17 protein-coding genes and 1 riboswitch are annotated in these 19,282 nt (G+C 70.4%); of the genes, 7 read left to right on the top strand and 10 right to left on the bottom strand.

Annotated elements, in window-relative coordinates; all coding sequences use genetic code 11:
- Positions 1-39: 39 nt before the first annotated feature.
- The 4 genes from BU28_RS0106755 to BU28_RS0106740 all read right to left on the bottom strand — a co-directional run bounded on the left by BU28_RS0106755 (position 40) and on the right by BU28_RS0106740 (position 4,470).
- Entirely contained in the window at positions 40-792 is a 753-nt protein-coding gene (locus BU28_RS0106755) for an ABC transporter ATP-binding protein (protein WP_028718800.1), read from the bottom strand.
- Positions 789-1,781: a FecCD family ABC transporter permease gene (locus BU28_RS0106750; RefSeq protein WP_028718799.1), complete on the bottom strand. Its 993-nt coding sequence runs from the start codon at positions 1,779-1,781 to the stop codon at positions 789-791. The genes BU28_RS0106755 and BU28_RS0106750 overlap by 4 nt, the downstream gene beginning before the upstream one ends.
- Positions 1,782-1,839: 58 nt before the next feature.
- Entirely contained in the window at positions 1,840-3,762 is a 1,923-nt protein-coding gene (locus BU28_RS0106745; RefSeq protein ID WP_036762198.1) for a TonB-dependent receptor plug domain-containing protein, read from the bottom strand.
- Positions 3,763-3,897: 135 nt separating this feature from the next.
- Positions 3,898-4,098: riboswitch (cobalamin riboswitch) on the bottom strand.
- A gap of 81 nt (positions 4,099-4,179) precedes the next feature.
- Positions 4,180-4,470, bottom strand: coding sequence for a hypothetical protein (locus BU28_RS0106740; protein ID WP_233145058.1), 291 nt, complete (start codon positions 4,468-4,470; stop codon positions 4,180-4,182).
- Between the two features lie 152 nt (positions 4,471-4,622).
- Here BU28_RS0106740 and BU28_RS0106735 point away from each other — a divergent pair, with 152 nt between their 5' ends.
- Entirely contained in the window at positions 4,623-5,393 is a 771-nt protein-coding gene (locus tag BU28_RS0106735; protein WP_028718796.1) for an SDR family NAD(P)-dependent oxidoreductase, read from the top strand.
- Between the two features lie 93 nt (positions 5,394-5,486).
- Here the strand turns inward: BU28_RS0106735 and BU28_RS22230 are convergent, their stop codons facing one another.
- The gene (locus BU28_RS22230) at positions 5,487-6,527 is read right to left on the bottom strand and encodes an AraC family transcriptional regulator (RefSeq protein WP_036762195.1); all 1,041 of its coding nucleotides are present in this window, start codon (positions 6,525-6,527) and stop codon (positions 5,487-5,489) included.
- A 171-nt stretch (positions 6,528-6,698) separates the two neighbouring features.
- Here BU28_RS22230 and BU28_RS0106725 point away from each other — a divergent pair, with 171 nt between their 5' ends.
- Genes BU28_RS0106725 through BU28_RS0106700 form a run of 6 tightly spaced genes read left to right on the top strand, consistent with a single transcriptional unit; the run spans position 6,699 to position 14,760 of the window.
- Positions 6,699-7,862 carry an isovaleryl-CoA dehydrogenase gene (locus tag BU28_RS0106725; protein WP_028718795.1) on the top strand — a complete coding sequence of 388 codons (1,164 nt, stop codon included), beginning with the start codon at positions 6,699-6,701 and terminating at the stop codon, positions 7,860-7,862.
- A 3-nt stretch (positions 7,863-7,865) separates the two neighbouring features.
- On the top strand, positions 7,866-9,473 hold the full coding sequence (locus BU28_RS0106720; RefSeq protein WP_028718794.1) for a carboxyl transferase domain-containing protein: 1,608 nt from the start codon (positions 7,866-7,868) through the stop codon (positions 9,471-9,473).
- A 10-nt stretch (positions 9,474-9,483) separates the two neighbouring features.
- Positions 9,484-11,436, top strand: coding sequence for an acetyl/propionyl/methylcrotonyl-CoA carboxylase subunit alpha (locus BU28_RS0106715; protein WP_051577909.1), 1,953 nt, complete (start codon positions 9,484-9,486; stop codon positions 11,434-11,436).
- Entirely contained in the window at positions 11,429-12,289 is an 861-nt protein-coding gene (locus BU28_RS0106710) for a hydroxymethylglutaryl-CoA lyase (RefSeq protein WP_028718792.1), read from the top strand. The genes BU28_RS0106715 and BU28_RS0106710 overlap by 8 nt, the downstream gene beginning before the upstream one ends.
- Positions 12,286-13,047: an enoyl-CoA hydratase-related protein gene (locus tag BU28_RS0106705; protein ID WP_028718791.1), complete on the top strand. Its 762-nt coding sequence runs from the start codon at positions 12,286-12,288 to the stop codon at positions 13,045-13,047. The genes BU28_RS0106710 and BU28_RS0106705 overlap by 4 nt, the downstream gene beginning before the upstream one ends.
- Before the next feature lie 24 nt (positions 13,048-13,071).
- Positions 13,072-14,760 carry an AMP-binding protein gene (locus tag BU28_RS0106700; RefSeq protein ID WP_028718790.1) on the top strand — a complete coding sequence of 563 codons (1,689 nt, stop codon included), beginning with the start codon at positions 13,072-13,074 and terminating at the stop codon, positions 14,758-14,760.
- Here BU28_RS0106700 and BU28_RS22225 read toward each other — a convergent pair.
- From BU28_RS22225 to BU28_RS0106675, 5 genes are all read right to left on the bottom strand, one after another.
- Complete coding sequence (locus BU28_RS22225; RefSeq protein ID WP_198945003.1) at positions 14,705-15,595, bottom strand: sugar phosphate isomerase/epimerase family protein; 891 nt, start codon at positions 15,593-15,595, stop codon at positions 14,705-14,707. The genes BU28_RS0106700 and BU28_RS22225 overlap by 56 nt on opposite strands.
- A complete protein-coding gene (locus tag BU28_RS0106690; protein WP_028718789.1) occupies positions 15,595-16,791 on the bottom strand; it encodes an NAD(P)/FAD-dependent oxidoreductase in 1,197 nt (398 codons plus the stop codon). The genes BU28_RS22225 and BU28_RS0106690 overlap by 1 nt, the downstream gene beginning before the upstream one ends.
- Positions 16,792-16,807: 16 nt before the next feature.
- Entirely contained in the window at positions 16,808-17,755 is a 948-nt protein-coding gene (locus BU28_RS0106685; RefSeq protein WP_028718788.1) for a substrate-binding domain-containing protein, read from the bottom strand.
- Between the two features lie 99 nt (positions 17,756-17,854).
- Complete coding sequence (locus BU28_RS0106680) at positions 17,855-18,175, bottom strand: MocE family 2Fe-2S type ferredoxin (protein WP_198945002.1); 321 nt, start codon at positions 18,173-18,175, stop codon at positions 17,855-17,857.
- Positions 18,172-19,206 (bottom strand): sterol desaturase family protein, encoded by a 1,035-nt coding sequence (locus BU28_RS0106675; RefSeq protein ID WP_028718786.1) that lies wholly within the window; start codon positions 19,204-19,206, stop codon positions 18,172-18,174. Before BU28_RS0106675 ends, BU28_RS0106680 begins: the two co-directional genes overlap by 4 nt.
- Positions 19,207-19,282 lie beyond the last annotated feature (76 nt).

Genomic DNA, 19,282 nt, shown 5'->3' with positions numbered 1-19,282 from the left:
CCTAGCAGCGAACCGCCCGGGACCAAGCGAAAACCGCGCTCAGGGCGCCTCGATCCGGTCCAGAAGCTGCACGGACAGGCCGTGCGGCCCATCGGCCACCTGCGCCGTCACGCCAAAGCAGCGCGCCAGGTTTGCGAGCGTCAGAACCTGGCGGGGCGGGCCGTCCGCCATGATCCGGCCCCGGTCCAGCAGCACCAGCCGCGTGCAGTGCCGCCCCGCCAGGCCCAGGTCGTGAAGCGAGGCAAGGACCGTCCTGCCCGCGTCCGCCAGGCCCCGGAACAGGCGCATGACGCCGATCTGCGCGGCGGGGTCCAGCCCGGCGGTGGGCTCGTCCGCGATCAGCAGGGGCGTTTCCTGCGCCAGCGCCCGGGCCAGCAGCACGCGCGCCTGTTCGCCCCCCGACAGCGCGGTGGCAGGGCGATGGCGCAGCGCGCCGATCGACAGCGCCTCCAGCGCACGGTCGACCGCCGCCCGATCCGCCGCCCCGGCGCTGCCCGGATGGGCGATGCGGCCCAGCGAGACCAGCGCCTCGACCGTCATCGGCCAGGCGATGTCACGCGACTGCGGCATGAAGGCGGCGGCGCGGGCCCGGTCGCGGGGCGGCAGCGCCGCCAGCGAACTGTGCCCGGTCGCCGGCAAAAGCCCCAGCGCGGCGCGCAGAAGCGTCGTCTTGCCCGCCCCGTTCGGGCCCAACAGGCCGACGAATTCGCCCGGCCGCAGCACCAGCCCGATGTCCTCGATCACCGCGCGGGGGCCGCGCCGGCAGGTCAGTCCCGACAGCACCAGCGTCATGGCGCCCGCCCCCGGGTGGCCAGCACCAGATGCAGGAAAAAGGGCGCGCCCACCAGCGCCGTCAGCACCCCAAGCTTGAGGTCGCGCCCCGGCAGGACCAGCCGCACCGCGATATCGGCGGCCAGCACCATGGCCGCGCCCCCCAGGGCCGAGGCCGCCAGCAGCCGCCCCGGCCGCGCGCCGACGGCGCGACGCAGCACATGCGGGACGACCAGGCCGACAAAGCCGATGGCGCCCGCCACCGCCGTCGCGCCCCCGACCAGCGCAGCGCTGCCCAGGACCAGGCGCAGCCGCAGCCGGCGCATGTCGATCCCCAGCGCGGCGGCCCCGTCCTCGCCCAGGGTCAGCGCGTCCAGGCCCCGGCCGCAGGGCAGGACCAGCGCCGCGCCCAGCCCAATCAGCGGCGCCGCGATCCAGACATGCAGCATCGAACGGTCCGCCAGCGAGCCCATCATCCAGAACAGGATCTCGCTGACGGCAAAGGGGTTCGGCGACAGGTTCAGCACCAGCGAGGTCGCGGCCCCCGCCAGCGCCGCAATGGCGATCCCCGCCAGGATCAGCGCCAGCGTGCCGCCGCGCGGCCCGGCCAGCACCAGCACCAGCCCGACCGACAGCATCGCGCCCGCCAGCGCCATCAGCGGCAGCGCCAGCGGAAAGGCGGCGGCGATCCCCAGGTGGATCGCCAGCACCGCCCCCAGCGCCGCCGAGGCCGAGGTGCCGATCAGCCCCGGCTCGGCCAGGGGGTTGCGCAACAGCCCCTGCATCGCCGCCCCCGACAGCCCCAGCGCCGCCCCGACCATCAGGCCAAGGGCGGCGCGGGGCAGCCGGATCTCGCGCAGGACCAGCCCCAGCATCGCGTCGCCCCGTCCGGTCAGGGCGGCGAACGAGGGGCCGATCCCCAGGGGACCGATCAGCAGCGAGGCCAGAAACAGCGCCGCAACCAGCCCGCCCAGGCCCGCCAGAAACAGGGGATAGCCGCGCCCCGTCATGACCGGGCGGCGCGGCGACGGCAGCCCAGGCCGCGGGCGGGCGTGCAGGGCCCCCCGCCTACCATCGGGCCTGCAATCCGGCATAGGCGGTGCGGCCCTGCGTGGCATAGCCCCAGACCTCGGAGTAATCGCGGTCGAACAGGTTCACCACCCGGCCCGTCAGGCGGATGTTGTCGGTCAGGTCATAGCCGGCGGCAAGGTTCACCACGGTAAAGGACGGCATCTCGCGCGTCTGGTCGTTCCAGAACTGCGTGTCGAAATTGCCCGAGACATGGCGCAGGTCGGCGGTCAGCGATCCGCGCCCGTCCAGCACGGCCAGCGTGGCCGACAGGCCCAGTTCGTGCCGGGGCCGGCGGATCTCGACCGCGCCATCGGGGTCCTTGGCGTCGAGGTAGGTATAGTTCAGCGCCAGGTCCAGGTTCCGGGTGGCATTGACGCGGGCGGCCAGTTCGACGCCTTCGCGCGGGCTTTCGCCGGGCTGGTTGACATAGGTGCCGCGCCAGTCCGGCGCCGTGCCGCCGACATAGGTGATCTCGTCCTCGAGCGTTTCGCGGAAATAGGTCAGATCGACGCTGCCGCGCCCGTCCGGCAGGGACAGTTCGACCCCGAGGTCGAAACCGCGGTTCTTTTCGGGCCGCAGATAGGGATTGCCCCGCGTATAGCCGTCATCGGCGTAAAGCTCGTAATAGGACGGGTTGACCAGCCCGGTCCCGGCCGAGGCGTGCAGCCGGAAGGGCCGGTCCGGCACCTGCCAGGACAGCGCCAGGGTCCAGCTGGTGAAATCGTCGAAGACGCGGTTGTCGTCGTGGCGAACGCCGGCCTGCAGGTTCAGTCCGTTGTCCAGGAAGCCGCGATATTCCAGCGCCAGCGAGGTCATCTCGCGGCGATAATCCGGCGCGGCGGTGGAGCTGTCCTCCTGCCGCTCGGCCAGCAGGCCCAGGATATGGGCCGCATCCTCGACCGGCCGGCCGTCCAGTCCCAGGCTGCCCCGGTACTTCAGCTTGCGCGTCTTGCCGGTGGTCCAGCCGGCGCCCTCGTTGTTCTGTTTGAAGACCGAGTCCTGATAGTCCAGCCGATGGGTCAGCCAGCCGTCCAGGCTGGCGAATTCGGCCCATAGCGCGCCCTGGCGCTCGTCGCGCTTGCCAAACAGCGCGGGGTCGTCGTTCACATAGCCTTCGGGGCCGGTGACGGGGTTGCCCCCGGCATCGACATAGCCGCCGGTCAGGACGTCGTAGGTGGCAAGCGCGTCGCTGTCGTACCGCTCCCACGACCGACGCAGGGTGGCGCCCAGGCGCAGCGCCTCGGTCGCCTGGACCCAGCCCGAAAGGCCCAGCGTCTTGCGATGGATGCCGTCCTTTTCGCCGCCGTCGCCCGACAGGTCGAAACCGTGGTCGTCGCGCGCCGACAGGTTCAGCGCCAGGCCGCCCCGCTCACCGTTGCGGCTGACATGGGCCGAGGCGGCCGCGCCGTTGCCAAGCTCGATCCCGCCGCCGTAATGCAGGCCCGGCTCGCCCCCGCGGGTGATGATGTTGATGACCCCGGCCGAGGCGTTCGAGCCGTAATAGACCGACTGCGGGCCGCGCAGCACCTCGATGCGGTCGATGTTGGCGGTTTCCAGCCCGGTCAGGACGTATTCGTCGCCGCCGCCCGCCACTTCGATCCCGTCGATCAGGATCAGGCTGTGGCTGGCCTCGGCCCCGCGGATGCGGACCTGGGTGAAGCTTGTCCCCGCGCTCGAGACCGAGACGCCGGGCACGGCGCGCAGCGCGTCCTGGACGGTCGCGATGCCGCGGGCTTCGATCTCGGCGGCGGTCAGCACGGTCGCCGCGCGGCCATAGGCGTCGGCGGCCTGGGGCGCAAAGCCGGCCGACAGGATCACGGGGTCCAGCGTCACCGCGTCCTGCGCGGAACCGGCGGCGGGCAGCAGGGCGGCGGCCGACAGGGTGGCCAGCGCGATCAGCGGGGTTCGTTTGGGGTGCATGTCCAAGGGCCTTCCGGGTGGCAGGCAGGGCCTGCCGGTTGCAGAAATGTCCTGGAACCGGGGACAGGCGGGCCCCCGCAGGACGGCTCCTCACCTCTGCGGATAGGCCGCTATCCGGGCGCGCCCCGCGGCCCGGAATGGGTGATCGCCCTGGCAGGTCTCCTGGCTTGCGGATCATCGCTCGGGCCGGCCTTCCCGGGACGGATCCCAGTGGCGTCGTCGGCCGTCGCTCTCCGCCCACAGTTGCGGGGGCAGCCCCGGATTGGCCGCAGGCGGCCCGCCGGGTTCCCTTTTCATCCGGCCTAGCGGGCCGGAACCAAAGCGCGCACCTGTTCGCGCAACTGCCCCCGGCCTGTCAAGCGCCAAGCGCAAGCCCGGGGCGGGCGGTTGCGGGACCGGGGCAAAAAGGCCCCGGTGTCAGGGCTGGCGGGACAGCCGCTCGACCGCCTCGGCGGTGCGGCGGGTGTTGTTGTAGATGCCCAGGCCCAGATAGACCATGCCGCCCATCAGAAGCAGATAGATCGCGCCCATGATCCAGGCCAGAAGCCCCTGCAGGACACCTCCCGTCGGAGACAGCATCACCACGATGCCCCCGGCGAAGACGCCGATCGCGCCCAGGACGATCACCACATTGATGATCCGTTCCATCCACAGAATGAAGAAGTCGCGCATGATCGCCCCCATGCCGTTGCCGGCCGATGCTGGCACGGGCTCCGGCGGCGCGCAACCGCAGGATGCAGCCCCGGGCCGCCGCGCCCCGTCCCTTCACCGCTATGATGCATGGCATTCCTGGTCGAACTCCTGAATGGTGTGGTTCGGCGGCCAGGATGGCGCCGGACGCAAAGAAGGGGGAAACGGCCATGTGGGAACAGATCAGGATCGGCGATCTCGACGGCAAGCGGGTGCTGGTGACGGGCGGCTCGACCGGGATCGGGGCGGCGGTGGCGGCGGCGCTGGCCGCGCAGGGCGCCCGCGTCGCGGTCCATTACAACGAAAGCGGCACGGCCGCGCAGGCGGTTCAGGCCCAGGCGCCCGGGCGCATCGTGCTGGTGCAGGGCGACATGGGCAGCGGCGGCACCGCGCAGCGCGTGGTCGATGAGGCGGCGGAGGCCCTGGGCGGGCTGGACGGGCTGATCAACAACGCGGGCGGCATGCTGGGCCGGGTGCCCACCACCGAGGCCACGCCCGAGCATTTCGACCGCGTGCTGGACCTGAACGCCAAGTCCGTCTGGCAGGCGACCGCAGCCGCCCACCCGCATCTGAAGGCGGCGGGTGGCGGCTTCGTCATCAACACGACCTCGGTCGCGGCGCGCAACGGCGGCGGAGGCGGCGCGGTGCTTTACGCCGCCGCCAAGGGCTTCGTCAGCACGCTGACGCGCGGCCAGGCCAAGGAATTCGTGGCCGACGGCATCCGGGTCAACGCCGTGGCCCCCGGCCTGATCCAGACCCCGTTCCACGACCGCTATACCTCGCCGCAGGCGATGGCCGCGCAGCGCGCCACCATCCCGATGGGCCGCGAAGGCACGGCCGAGGAATGCGTCGGCGCCTTCCTGTTCCTCGCCTCGGGGATTCTGTCGGGCTATGTAACCGGCCAGGTGATCGAGGTGAACGGCGGCCAGTTGATGCCGTAAGCCCGAGGGCGCCGTGAAACACCGTTTCTTCGGCGCCGCGCGCGCTTCATCCTGACCGCGTCGCGCCGCATGCGGACAAACAGCCGTCCGCCTTCACACCCCCGCCGCTGCCGCTGCCGGGGCGTGGCCGCGCCGGTATTCGGCGGGGCTTTGTCCCGACCAGCGGCGAAAGGCGCGGCTGAAGCTCGTTTCGTCGCGATAGCCCGCCAGATGGGCGATGCGCTTGATGGGCAGCGTCCCCCGCACCAGCAGGCCCGCCGCCCGTTCAAGCCGGGCCCGGGTTTTCAGCGCGGCAAGCGACGTGCCTTCGTCGCGCAGGTGCCGCTGCAGGCTGCGCAGCGATATGCCCAGGGACGCCGCGATGGTCTCGGCGTCGGGCTGGGCGGCAGGGGGTGCCGACGCCAGCAGCGCCGTGATCCGGTGCGACAGCAGCCGGTCCTGGCGATAGACGCGCGCCATCAGCGGGATCGGCTGGCGCAGCAGCGTGCGCAAGTCGCGGTCGTCGCGCACGACGGGCAGCTCCAGATAGGCCGCATCCATGACCAGCCCCGCCGTATCCGCGCCAAAGCGCACAGGCCCGGGAAACATCCGGCGCAGCGCCTCGGCCCAGGGCGGGGCGTCGAAGGGGAAATGCGCCTCGCGCAGAGGGATGCGGCTGTCGGCCAGCCAGCAGCCGACGCCGTGCAGGTTGCGCAGCAGGCTGACCAGGCAGAACCGTCGCAGGGGTCCCGGCGCGCGCGCCTCGGCCACGCGGACCCGGGCGGCATCGCCGTCGCGGGCAAGGGTCAGGCGGACGTCCTCGGTCAGCAGGTTGTGGTGCCGGCACCAGCGCCCCAGCGCCACCCCCAGATCGGGCGATGGCAGCGACGCGCGCAGCACCATCCCGTAGCTGCCCCAAGGCAGGCGGCGCGAAAACCAGCCGAGCGCCTCGTCGTCGAGTTCGCGCATGGCATGGGCGGACAGCGCCTCGAACCGCTCGAGCGCGACCAGCCCCTGCGGATCGGCCAGATCGGCCGGACCCAGCCCCGCCGCCGCCAGCGCAGGCCCCGCGTCCATGCCCCGGTCCGCATAGGCGCGCAGGATCGCCTGGACAAAGGCGACCGGGGTCTGGCGGCGCGACAGCGACTTGCGCATGAACGGGTCCTTTCGTGGCGCATCCTGCACAGGATCTGGCGCCGAATGCAATCCGGCCGCCGCTAAGCTGCCCGTGGGGAGAGAGAGGGACAGCACGGCCGCCTTTGGCGGTCTGCCGGCCCATCCCCGCAAGGCACAGGCAGGACCCGCCCGGCGGATGGAGGAAAGAACATGTTCAATGCGGTGATGAACTTCGGTCTGGGCGCGGACATCGAGGCGCTGCGCGACACCGTGCGCCGCTTTGCCGCAGCCGAGATCGCGCCCCGCGCCGCCCGGATCGACGCCGAGAACGAGTTCCCGCAGGACCTGTGGCGCAAGCTGGGCGACCTGGGGCTGCTGGGCATCACCGTGCCCGAGGAGGACGGCGGCGCCGGCATGGGCTATCTCGCGCATTGCATCGCGATCGAGGAGATCAGCCGCGCCTCGGCCTCGGTGGGGCTGTCCTATGGCGCGCATTCGAACCTGTGTGTGAACCAGATGCGGCGCTGGGGCACGGCGGACCAGAAGGCGCGCTACCTGCCCGGGCTGATCTCGGGTGCGCAGGTCGGCGCGCTGGCCATGTCCGAGCCCGGCGCGGGGTCCGACGTGGTCGGCATGAAGCTGCGCGCGACCCGCGACGGCGACGCCTATGTGCTGAACGGCAACAAAATGTGGATCACCAACGGCCCCGACGCCAGCACCCTGATCGTCTATGCCAAGACCGACCCCGAGGCCGGGCCGCGCGGCATCACCGCCTTCATCGTCGAACGCGGGATGGCAGGTTTTTCGACCGCGCAAAAGCTGGACAAGCTGGGGATGCGGGGCTCGAACACCTGCGAGCTGGTGTTCCAGGACTGCCGCGTCCCGGCGGAAAACGTGCTGGGCCAGGTCGGCCAGGGCGTCAAGGTGCTGATGTCGGGGCTGGATTACGAACGCGTCGTGCTGGCCGCCGGCCCGCTGGGCATCATGGCGGCCGCGCTGGATATCGTCGTGCCCTATGTCCACCAGCGCGAACAGTTCGGCCAGCCCATCGGCAGCTTCCAGCTGATGCAGGGCAAGATCGCGGACATGTATACCACGATGAACGCCTGCCGGGCCTATGTCTATGCCGTGGCCGCCGCCTGCGACCGGGGCGAGACCACGCGCCAGGACAGCGCCGGCTGCATCCTCTATGCCGCCGAAAAGGCGACGCAGGTGGCGCTGGAGGCGATCCAGTGCCTGGGCGGCAACGGCTATATCAACGAGTTCGCCACCGGCCGCCTGCTGCGCGACGCCAAGCTTTACGAGATCGGCGCCGGCACCTCGGAAATCCGGCGGATGCTGATCGGCCGCGAAATCTTTGCGCAGACGGCCTGAGCCATGGCCCGCATCGCCAGCCAGATCGCCCCCGGATCGCCCGAATTCGCCGCCAATGCGGCGCGGATGCAGGCGCTGATCGCCGAAACCGCAGCGCTTGCCGAACAGACCATGCGGGGCGGCGACGCAAAGTCGCGCGACCGCCATGTCGCGCGCGGCAAGCTGCTGCCCCGGGACCGGGTGGCGCGGCTGCTGGACCCGGGCAGCCCCTTTCTGGAAATCGGCCTGTTCGCCGCGCATGGCGTCTATGACAGCGTCATTCCGGCTGCGGGCGTGGTCGCGGGCATCGGAAGGGTGTCGGGGCGAGACTGCATGATCCTGTCGAACGACGCCACCGTCAAGGGCGGCACCTATTACCCGCTGACGGTCAAGAAGCACCTGCGCGCGCAGGAGATCGCCCAGGAAAACCGCCTGCCCTGCATCTATCTGGTGGATTCGGGTGGCGCCAACCTGCCCAACCAGGACGAGGTCTTTCCCGACCGCGACCATTTCGGCCGCATCTTCTACAACCAGGCCAGGATGAGCGCGCAGGGCATCGCCCAGATCGCCGTCGTCATGGGCTCCTGCACCGCCGGCGGCGCCTATGTCCCGGCGATGAGCGACCAGACCATCATCGTGCGCGATCAGGGCACGATCTTTCTGGCCGGCCCGCCGCTGGTCAAGGCCGCCACCGGAGAGGTGGTCGATGCCGAGACGCTGGGCGGCGGCGACACCCACACCCGGCTGTCCGGCGTCGCCGACTACCTGGCCGAGGACGACGCCCATGCCATCGCCCTGGCCCGGCAGGCGGTGGCGAACCTCGGCCTCGCGCCCACGCCGTCCATCCCGCTGCGGGCGTCCGTCGCCCCGGTGCTGGACCCCGCCCAGATCCCCGGCGTCATCCCCGTCGACGCCAAGACCCCCTATGACATCCGCGAGATCATCGGCCGCATCGTCGACGGCTCGGATTTCGAGGAGTTCAAGGAGCGCTTCGGCACCACGCTGGTCTGCGGCTTTGCCCATGTCGACGGCATCCCCATAGGCATCATCGCCAACAACGGCGTGCTGTTTTCCGAAAGCGCGCAAAAGGGCGCGCATTTCATCGAGCTTTGCTGCCAGCGGAAAATCCCGCTGCTGTTCTTGCAAAACATCACCGGCTTCATGGTCGGCCAGAAATACGAAGCCGGCGGGATCGCCCGCGACGGCGCGAAGCTGGTGCAGGCGGTCTCTACCGCAGCGGTGCCCAAGGTGACGGTGATCGTCGGCGGCTCGTTCGGGGCGGGGAACTATGGCATGTGCGGGCGCGCCTTCGGCCCGCGCTTCCTGTGGATGTGGCCCAACGCCCGCATCGCCGTCATGGGGGGCGAGCAGGCCGCCGGGGTGCTGGCCACCGTGCGCCGCGCCGCCGTCGAGGCACGCGGCGGCAGCGTCTCGGACGCCGAGGAAGCGGCGCTGAAGCAGCCCGTCCTGGACCAGTTCGAAACGCAGTCGCATCCGCTTTATGCCTCGGCCCGGCTGTGGGACGACGGCATCATCGACCCGCGCACGACCCGCGACGTGGTGGCGCTGTCCCTGCGCGCCTGCCTGAACGCGCCGGTCGAGGACACGCGCTTTGGCGTCTTTCGCATGTAAGGGGGCAGGCATGTTCACGAAAATCCTGATCGCCAACCGGGGCGAAATCGCCTGCCGCGTCATCGACACCGCCCGCCGCATGGGCATCGCCACGGTCGCGGTCTATTCCGATGCCGACGCCGATGCCCGCCACCGCGACCTGGCGGACGAGGCGATCCACATCGGCCCCGCCTCCGCCGCCGACAGCTATCTGCGCGGCGACTGCATCATCGCGGCGGCCCTGGAAACCGGGGCGCAGGCGATCCATCCGGGCTATGGCTTCCTGTCGGAAAATCCGGGCTTCGTGCAGGCCGTGCAGGACGCGGGGCTGGTCTTCATCGGCCCTTCGGCCGCTTCGATCCGGGCCATGGGGCTCAAGGACGCGGCCAAGGCGCTGATGGAGGCCGCCGGCGTCCCGGTCGTGCCGGGCTATCACGGCGAAAACCAGGACGCGGCCTTCCTGGCCGAGCAGGCGGCGCGCATCGGCTATCCGGTCCTCATCAAGGCCCGCGCCGGCGGCGGCGGCAAGGGGATGCGGCGGGTCGCCGACCCCGCCGATTTCGCCGCCGCCCTGGAAGGCGCGCAGCGCGAGGGGCAGTCCAGTTTCGGCGACCCCGCCGTGCTGATCGAGAAATACATCACCACCCCCCGCCACATCGAGGTGCAGGTCTTTGGCGACAGCCACGGCACCATCGTCCACCTCTATGAACGCGACTGTTCGCTGCAGCGCCGCCACCAGAAGGTGATCGAGGAGGCCCCCGCCCCCGACATGCCGCCCGAGGTCCGCACCGCGATGACCCAGGCCGCCGTCCAGGCCGCCCGCGCGGTGGATTACCGGAACGCCGGCACCGTCGAGTTCATCGCCGACGGCTCGGGCCCGCTGCGCGCCGACGGGTTCTGGTTCATGGAGATGAACACCCGGCTTCAGGTCGAACATCCCGTGACCGAGGCGATCACCGGCCTCGACCTGGTCGAATGGCAGCTGCGCGTGGCCGCGGGCGAACCTCTGCCCCTGACGCAGGACCGGATCGGGCTGACCGGCCACGCCTTCGAGGCCCGGATCTATGCCGAAGACCCCGCCCGCGACTTCCTGCCCGCGCCGGGGCCGCTGTTGCACGTGGCCTTCCCCGAAGGCGCGCGCATCGACACCGGCGTGCGCGGCGGCGACCGGATCAGCCCGCATTACGACCCGATGATCGCCAAGCTGACCACCCATGCCGCGACGCGGCAGCAGGCGCTGTCGGCGCTGCACCGCGCGCTTGGGCAGACCCATATCGCGGGCACGGCGACGAACCTGGGCTTTCTGCAGGCGCTGTGCCGCGACCCCGATTTCGCCGCAGGGCGCATGGACACCGGGCTGATCGGCCGCAAGCAGGAGGCGCTGACCCATGTGCCGGACCCCGACGACGCGGCCTTCCTGTTCGCGGCGCTGGCGGCGCTGGATCTGGACCCCGCGGCACCGCAGGCCGGGTTCCGGCTGTGGGGGCCGGCCAGCCTGCATGTCGACCTTGCCCACGGCAAGGAGCGGATCGCCCGCGATCTGCACCTGCTGGGCCCGGGCCATGTCGCGGTGGGCGACAGCGCCTTCACCGCCGTTGCCCTGGGCGCGGACGGCACCGCCCGCGCGCGCCGGAATGGGCGCAACCTGACGGCGCGCGTGGCGCGGCGGGGCGACGCCGTCTCGGTCCTGCTGGACGGGCGGATCACCGATTTCGCGCGGATCGACCCGCTGGCCGTGGAACGCGCGGGCGGCGCGGGCGACGGCCGGATCGCCGCGCCGATGACCGGGCTCGTGCGCGCGGTTCCCGCCATGGCCGGCGCCCGGGTCGCGCCAGGCGACATCCTGGTGGTGATCGAGGCGATGAAGATGGAACACAGCCTGCGCGCCGCGGGCGCCGGCACCGTCCAGGCCATCCATTGCGCGGTCGGCGACACCGTGGCCGACGGTGCCCTGCTGGTGGAACTGGAGCCCGCCGATGCCTGAGCCGGTCACGATATACGAGGTCGGCCCCCGCGACGGCCTGCAGAACGAACCCGGTTTCGTTGCCACCGAAACCAAGGTCGCGCTGATCGACCTGCTTTCGGACACCGGCCTGACCCGGATCGAGGCCGCAAGCTTCGTGTCCCCGAGATGGGTGCCGCAGATGGCCGACGCGGCCGAGGTGATGGCCGCCATCCACCGCCGCCCCGGCATCCGCTATGCCGCCCTGACCCCGAACATGCAGGGGTTTCAGGCGGCGCAGGCGGCCCGCGCGGACGAGGTCGCGATCTTCGCCTCGGCCTCGGAAGGATTCAGCCGGCGCAACATCAACTGCTCGATCGCCGAAAGCCTTGCACGCTTCGAGCCCGTGGCGCAGGCGGCGCGAGCGGCGGGCATTCCCCTGCGCGGCTATGTGTCCTGCGTGGTGGAATGCCCCTATGACGGCGCGGTCGCGCCCGAGGCGGTGCGCCGCGTGACCCAGGCGCTGCTGGACATGGGCTGCTATCAGGTTTCGCTGGGCGATACCATCGGGCGGGCCGGGCCCGACGACATCGACCGGCTGCTGGCCCACCTGGGCGCCGCCATCGACCCGGTGCGGCTGGCCGGGCATTTCCACGACACCGGCGGCCGCGCGCTTGAAAACGTCGCCGTGGCGCTGGACCACGGGCTGCGCACCTTCGACAGCGCCATCGGCGGGCTTGGCGGCTGCCCCTATGCACCGGGCGCGCGGGGCAACGTCTCGACCCTGCCGCTGGCGCGGATGCTGGCGGACGCCGGCTGGGACACGGGGCTGGACCTCGGCCTGCTGGCGCGGGCCGAGGCGTTCATGGCCACCCTCAAGGCGGAAAGCGCATGATGCGGACGATCCTGATCCAGCGCGATGCACAGGGCATCGCCACCCTGACCCTGAACCGCCCGGACAAGCATCACGCGATGGATGCCCGGATGATCGGCGAACTGACCGAGGCGGCGGCCCTGCTGGGCGAGGACGCCGATGTGCGCGCGGTGGTGCTGGCCTCGACCGGGCCGACGTTCTGCGCCGGGGGCGACCTGGAATGGATGCGGGCCCAGCAGGCGGCCGACCGCGCCGGCAAGATGGCCGAGGCGGGGCGGCTGTCGGCGATGCTGGCGGCGCTGAACGCGCTGCCCAAGCCCCTGATCGTGCGGGTCCAGGGCCATGCCTATGGCGGCGGGCTGGGGCTGATCGCGGTCAGCGACATCGCCATCGCGGCGACCGACGTGCGGCTGGCGCTGACCGAGACGCGGCTGGGCCTGATCCCCGCGACCATCGGCCCCTTCGTCGTCGCCCGCATGGGCCAGGGCATGGCGCGGCAGGTGTTCTTTACCGGCCAGGCCTTCGGCACCGATTTCGCCCTGCGCGCAGGGCTGATCCACGACGCCTGCCCGCCGGAGGCGCTGGAGGAGCGCGTCGCGGCCACGGCGGCGGCGGTGCTGAAGACGGCACCGGGGGCGGTGGCGCGGGCCAAGGCGCTGTGCCTGCGGCTGGGACGCGATCAGGCGGACGACATCGCGGCCTCGATCACCGCGCTGGCCGATTGCTGGGAAAGCCCCGAGGCGCAGGACCGCATCCGCGCCTTTCTGGGGCAGCGATGACAGGAAAAGGGGAGGGAGGATTTCATGGGGGAACCAAGCTATGTGTCCGGGGTCTCGGACCAGCCGCTGCTGGGCATGACCATCGGCCAGGCTCTGGACCGGGCGGCGCGGGAATGGCCGGGGCAGCAGGCGCTGGTCGCCCCCGCCCAGGGCATCCGCTGGACCTGGGCCGAACTGCGCGAACGCGCCGAGGCGCTGGCCGCCGGCCTGCTGGCGCTTGGCCTGCGGCGCGGCGACCGCATCGGGATCTGGTCGCTCAACCGCGCGGAATGGGCGCTGGTGCAATTCGCCGCCGCCCGCGCGGGACTGGTGCTGGTCACGATCAACCCCGCCTACCGCCTGACCGAGCTGGAATACGCGCTGAACAAGGTCGGCTGCGTGGCGCTGGTCACGGCGACCGCGTTCAAGTCCAGCGACTACATGGGGATGCTGGAAACGCTGGCACCGGAACTGGCCGCGTCCGATCCCGGGCGGCTGTCCTGCGCCCGGCTGCCGAACCTGCGCACGGTGATCCAGATCGGCGGCCCGGCGCGGGATGGCTGCATCGGCTTTGACGCGGTGGCGGACCTGGGCGGCCCCGCCGAACAGGGCGAGCTGGTCCGGCTGGCCGGCGCGTTGCAGTTCGATGACCCGATCAACATCCAGTTCACCAGCGGCACCACGGGCTCGCCCAAGGGCGTGACGCTGACCCACCACAACATCCTGAACAACGGCTATTTCGTCGGCCGCGCGCTGAAGCTGTCGCCCGAGGACCGGATCTGCATCCCGGTGCCGCTGTATCACTGCTTCGGCATGGTCATGGGCAACCTGGCGGCCGTCACCCATGGCGCGGCGATGGTCTATCCGGGCGAGGGCTTCGACCCGCTGGCCACGCTGGAAACGGTCCAGGCCGAACGCTGCACCGCGCTTTACGGCGTGCCGACGATGTTCATTGCCGAACTCGAACATCCCGAATTCGACCGCTTCGACCTGTCGTCGCTGCGCACCGGGATCATGGCGGGATCGCCCTGCCCCATCGAGGTGATGAAGAAGGTGGTCCAGCGCATGCACATGCGCGACGTGACGATCGCCTATGGCATGACCGAAACCAGCCCGGTCAGCTTTCAAAGCGCGACCGACGACCCGCTGGACCGGCGCGTTTCGACCGTGGGCCGCATCCATCCGCATCTTGAGGTCAAGGTGGTGGACGCCGATGGCCGCATCGTGCCGCGCGGCGAACCGGGCGAATTGTGCACCCGCGGCTATTCGGTGATGCTGGGCTATTGGGACGATCCGGAAAAGACCGCCGAGGTCATCGACGCGGGCGGCTGGATGCACACGGGCGACCTGGCCCGGATCGACGATCAGGGCTATTGCAACATCGTCGGCCGCATCAAGGACATGGTGATCCGGGGCGGCGAGAACCTGTATCCGACCGAGATCGAGGAGTTCCTGTTCACCCATCCCAAGATCCACTCGGTCCAGGTCTTTGGCGTCGCCGACCACCGCTTTGGCGAAGAGCTTTGCGCCTGGATCGTGCTGCGCGACGGCGAGGCGATGACCGGTGACGAGGTCCGCGATTTCTGCCGCGGCCAGATCGCGCACCAGAAGATCCCACGCTATGTCGAATTCGTCGAAAGCTTCCCGATGACCGTGACCGGCAAGGTGCAGAAATTCATCATGCGCCGCGAGGTCGAGGCGCGGCTGGGCCTGGTGGCCGAGGAGACGGCATAGGCTCGGCCGCGACCTCGGCCCAAAGCGCGCGCAGCATCTTGGCCAGCGCCTGCGATTCCGCCCAGCGGTCGGACAGATCGTTGCCGTCGGGCCCGGCAATGGCATAGGGCTGCGGGCCCAGCTCGCAGGTGCAGACCAGCGTGGCACCCGGCGCCGCCCGCGCGCGCCAGTCGCGAAAGCCCTGGCCCCACCAGCCCATGAACAGGTCAAGCAAGGGGCGATGGTGGGGAAAGGAAATCTCGACCTGGACCTGTTCGCGCGAGGCGACGCGGGCGTGAAAGGCCCAGGCGTTTTGCAGGATGCGACCGATCATGGCGTGGTTTTCGGCATCGACCGGCATGGCGAATTCGCGCCCGACCAGGACATGCGACAGGTCGGCCAGCAGCGGCAGGTCGGGACGCGCCTCCAGCAGGTCCAGGGTAAAGAACAGGTCGGTGGTCATACGGTCGCGATGCGTCTCGATCAGCACGGGGACGCCGGCGGCCTCGGCCAGCGCCATCCAGCCGTCCAGCAGCGGCAGGCAATCCTCGACCCGGCGCAGGCGCACGTCGGGTTGCAGGTTGATGTGGCGCACCGGATAGTCGCGCGCCAGTTCCAGCGGCAGGCGCAGGTCCTCGACCGTCCTGGGAAAGCAGACGCCCTCGATCCCCAGCCCCGTGCCGGCCAATGCCCGGTCCAGCGCCGCGACCTGGGCGCGGTCGGTGTAATGGGCGCTGACACCGTCGAACCCCGCGCCCGCGATCAGGGCAATGTTCTCGGGCAGCGCGCGCTCAATCCCGTCGGTCTGGCGCCGCTCCATCGCCCAAAGCGACTGGAACACCTGAAAGCCGTGCATCACGCCGCCCGCGCGGTTTTCAGCAGCGACTTCAGCGCGACGGCGGGGTCCGCCAAGGCGTCGGGGTCGGGGGACAGGCCGGCGGCGATCAGCATCTCGGCCAGCTTGATGTCGCGCGCGATGCTGGCGCCGGGACCCAGGCCCGCCGCAGCGACCAGCCGCCCGGCGTTTAGATAAAAGACGATCTCTGCGTCGCCCTGCTGGCGCAGCACCGTGGCGTGTTCAGGGCACGGCAGGCCCGCGACCTGCAGGCCCAGATCGTATTGATCCGACCAGAACCATGGCAGGCCGGCGAACGCCTGCCCCTGGCCCAGCATGGTGCGCGCCGCCGCCTCGGCCTGGGCGCGGGCATTGCGCCAGCTTTCCTGGCGCAGGTGGCCGCCGCCCGGCAGCGCCACGGCGGCGCAATCCCCCGCCGCCAGGATATGCGGGTCCGAGGTGACAAGCCGCCCGTCCGTCAGGATGCCGTCGCCGGTCGCAAGCCCTGCCGCCCGCGCCAGCACGATGTCGGGCGCGACGCCGATGGCGCTGACGACCAGCCCCGCCGGAACCCGCCCGCCCGAGGCGAGCAGCACCCCGTCCGCGTCGATCCCGGCCACGGTCTCGCCCAGGCGAAAGCAGACGCCTTCGGCCAGGTGCCGCTGGTAAAGCGCGGCGGCAAAGCGGGGCGGCACGGCGCGCGCCAGGGGGGCGGGGCCGGCCTCGATCACCGTCACCGGCAGGCCCATGCCGCGCAGGACGGCGGCAAGCTCCATCCCGATCAGCCCGGCGCCGATGATGGCGACGGGACCGCGCGCAGCGGCAAAGACCGCCTCGGCATCGGCGTGGCTGCGGAAGTCCCGCGCCAGATCCGCGCCCGGACAGGACAGCCGCCGGGGCCGCGCGCCGGTCGCCAGCAGCAGCCGGTCATAGCCAAGGCTGCCCCCCGCCAGCATCACCCGGCGCGCGGCGGGGTCGATCCCCTGCACCACGGTGCCGGGGCGATAGTCGATACCGGCCCCCGCCAGCGCCGCCGCGTCGCAGATCGGCTTGCGGCGGACGCCAGCCTCGCCAGGTTTGGACAGCGGCGGGCGTTCATAGGGCAGGCCGGGTTCCGCCCCGATCAGGGTGACGGGACCGGCCCAGCCCGCCTCGCGCAGAGCAAAGGCCGCGCGGGTGCCGCATTCGCCGGCGCCGATGATGACCATGCCGTCCATGGCGTTCCCCTTGCGATCAGTTCCGGCCGGCATAGGCGGCCATGGTCTGCGGGCTGACCAGTTCGAACGGCACCATCATCTGGCGTTCCACCGTTTGCCCGCGCGCCAGGGCCAGGGCCGCGTCCATCGCGCTGGCGGCCTGGCCGGCGGCATTCTGGAACACGGTCACGTCCAGATCGCCCGCCTGCATCGCGGCCAGCCCGTCGGCGGTGGCGTCGATGCCCACGACCACCACATCCTGCATGGGCGTGCCCGCCGCCTTCAGCGCCTGGATCGCGCCGATGGCCATTTCGTCGTTGTTGGCCAGGATCGCGTCGATCGGCCGGCCCGAGGTGATCCAGTTCGTCGTCAGGTCCAGCGCATTGGTGCGCTGCCAGGCGGCAGGCTGTTCGTCGGCGATGGTCACGCCCTTGCAATCGCCCGCCGCCAGCGTGTCCTTGGCCGACTGGGTGCGTTCGCGCGTCGCCTCATGCGCCAGATCGCCCATCAGGATATAGACCTGCGCGCTGTCGGCCTTGCCCTGCGCCTTCAGCAGATCGCAGGCGGCCTTCGCCCCCAGCGCGCCCGATTCCGCCTCGCGCGAGCCGACATAGGCCTGGGTTTCGGGCAGGCTGTCGATATTGGCCGGCTGCAGGTTCAGATAGACCAGTGGGATGCCCGCCGATTCCGCCGCGGCCGAGATGCCGGGCGCGGCCGAGGTGTCGGCCAGCGTCAGAATGATCGCATCGACTCCCAGCGCGATGAAGTTGTTCACCTGGTTCAGCTGCTTGGCCACGTCGGTCTGGGCGTCCTCGATCTGCAGCGCGACGCCGCCGACCTCGTCCGCGCGCTTTTGCAGGCCTTGGCGCAGCAATGTCTGGAAATTGTTGTCGAAGCTTTGCATCGAGACGGCGATGGTTTCCGCCCGCGCTGCGCCAGCCGCCATCAGTGCCGCGACCGAGGCCGCTGCCAGTATCGTTTTCATGCCATCCTCCCTGTCGGGGTGCCGGTTCACCCCTGTGCGTGCCGGGGCCCGTGACAGTGCTTGGTTCGTGCCGGGCCTTGGTTCGTGGCGCGGCCCGCCTTAAAGGGCCACGCGGATCTCGCCATTCACGACCTGGACCGGATAGGTCTTGAGGTTCGCGCAGGCCGGCAGGCGCAGCGCCTCGCCCGTGCGATAGTCGAAGGCGCCCGAGTGCTTGGGGCATTCGACCTCGTAATCCATCACCAGCCCGTCGGCGAGGTGGATCGCCTCGTGCGTGCACAGGCCCGCGGTGCAGTAAACGCTGTCGTCGGGCGCGCGAAAGATCGCGTAGGTGCGGCCGGCGTGGTCGAAACGGATGGCGCCTTCCTGTTCGATGTCGTCGAGCGTGGCGGCGGTGATCCAGGTCATTGTGTCGGTCATTCGGTGGCTCCTTTCGCTTCCGTGCGGGCCTGACGGGCCGCGAGTTTTTCCTTGCGTTTCCGGTAACGCGCCTGCATCCGGGCCTCGCCCTCGGCCGAGCCGTCGTGCCAGGTGCCGAACCATTTATCCAAGGGGATCAGGGCGTCGCCGTAGTTCACCTCGAAATACTTGTGGTGCAGGTAATGGGCATAGGCGTGGCTATCGACCAGCTTGTCCTCGCCCACCTCGATCTTGTCGAAGCCGACATGGCCGGGGATCGCGCCGAAGCCCGCGAAGTTCATCTGATAGATCATGATGATCGGGTTCGACGGCAGGATCAGGTGCCAGAAGGCGGTGCCGAAATACAGCAGGTGTTCGACCGGATGCATCGCCAGCGACGACCAGGGCGACGGGTTGACCGAATTGTGGTGGACCGAGTGCACCCATTTATAAAGCCAGGGCGTGTGGATCAGCCGGTGCACGCAGAAGAAATGCACCTCGTGGATGATCGGCACGGCCAGGGCCACCAGCGCCAGCGTCCAGGGCCGTTCGGCGAACGACAGCCAGGGGGCGTAGCCGTTGGCATAGGCCCACAGCATCACCGCCTCGACCGCCGTCCAGATCGTGACGCCGGACAGGAAGGTGCGCAGCATGCTGTCGATCACCTGGCTTTCGAACCAGAACGCCTTGCTTTTCTGCTCGGACGGGAACTTGGCGTTGTACTTGAAGCGGTTGCCCTGGCGGCGCAGAACGTAAAGGTGCAGTTCGAACGCGCCATAGAACAGGAACACGCAGACCGCGTTCACCGCGTAAAGCCAAAGCACCCAGCCGAAGCCGATGGTTCGCAGCGTTTCGACCGGCGGGATCACCCAAGCCCAATAGGCCACGGCCGAAAGCGCGAACAGGATGTTCCAGGGAAAGAAGTAATGCGGCAGCCAGTGCAGGATGGCTTTCAGGTCAAAGGGCAGGTGCCAGATCGGGGCAGGCTGGACGGTATCGTTCGGCGTCCAGTCGCCGCGCTTGTTTCGTTTGCCGAATTGCAGATCGTCCATGACGCGCTCCGAAAGGGGGTGGCGGGACGGGGGCCGTCCTTCTGCGGCAAGATGTAGCAGCGGCGAAGGGACGCGG

Source organism: Paracoccus yeei ATCC BAA-599 (genome assembly GCF_000622145.1).
GTDB lineage: Bacteria > Pseudomonadota > Alphaproteobacteria > Rhodobacterales > Rhodobacteraceae > Paracoccus > Paracoccus yeei.
Note: the sequence above shows the minus strand (reverse complement) of the source record. Positions and strands in the feature narration are given on the sequence as shown.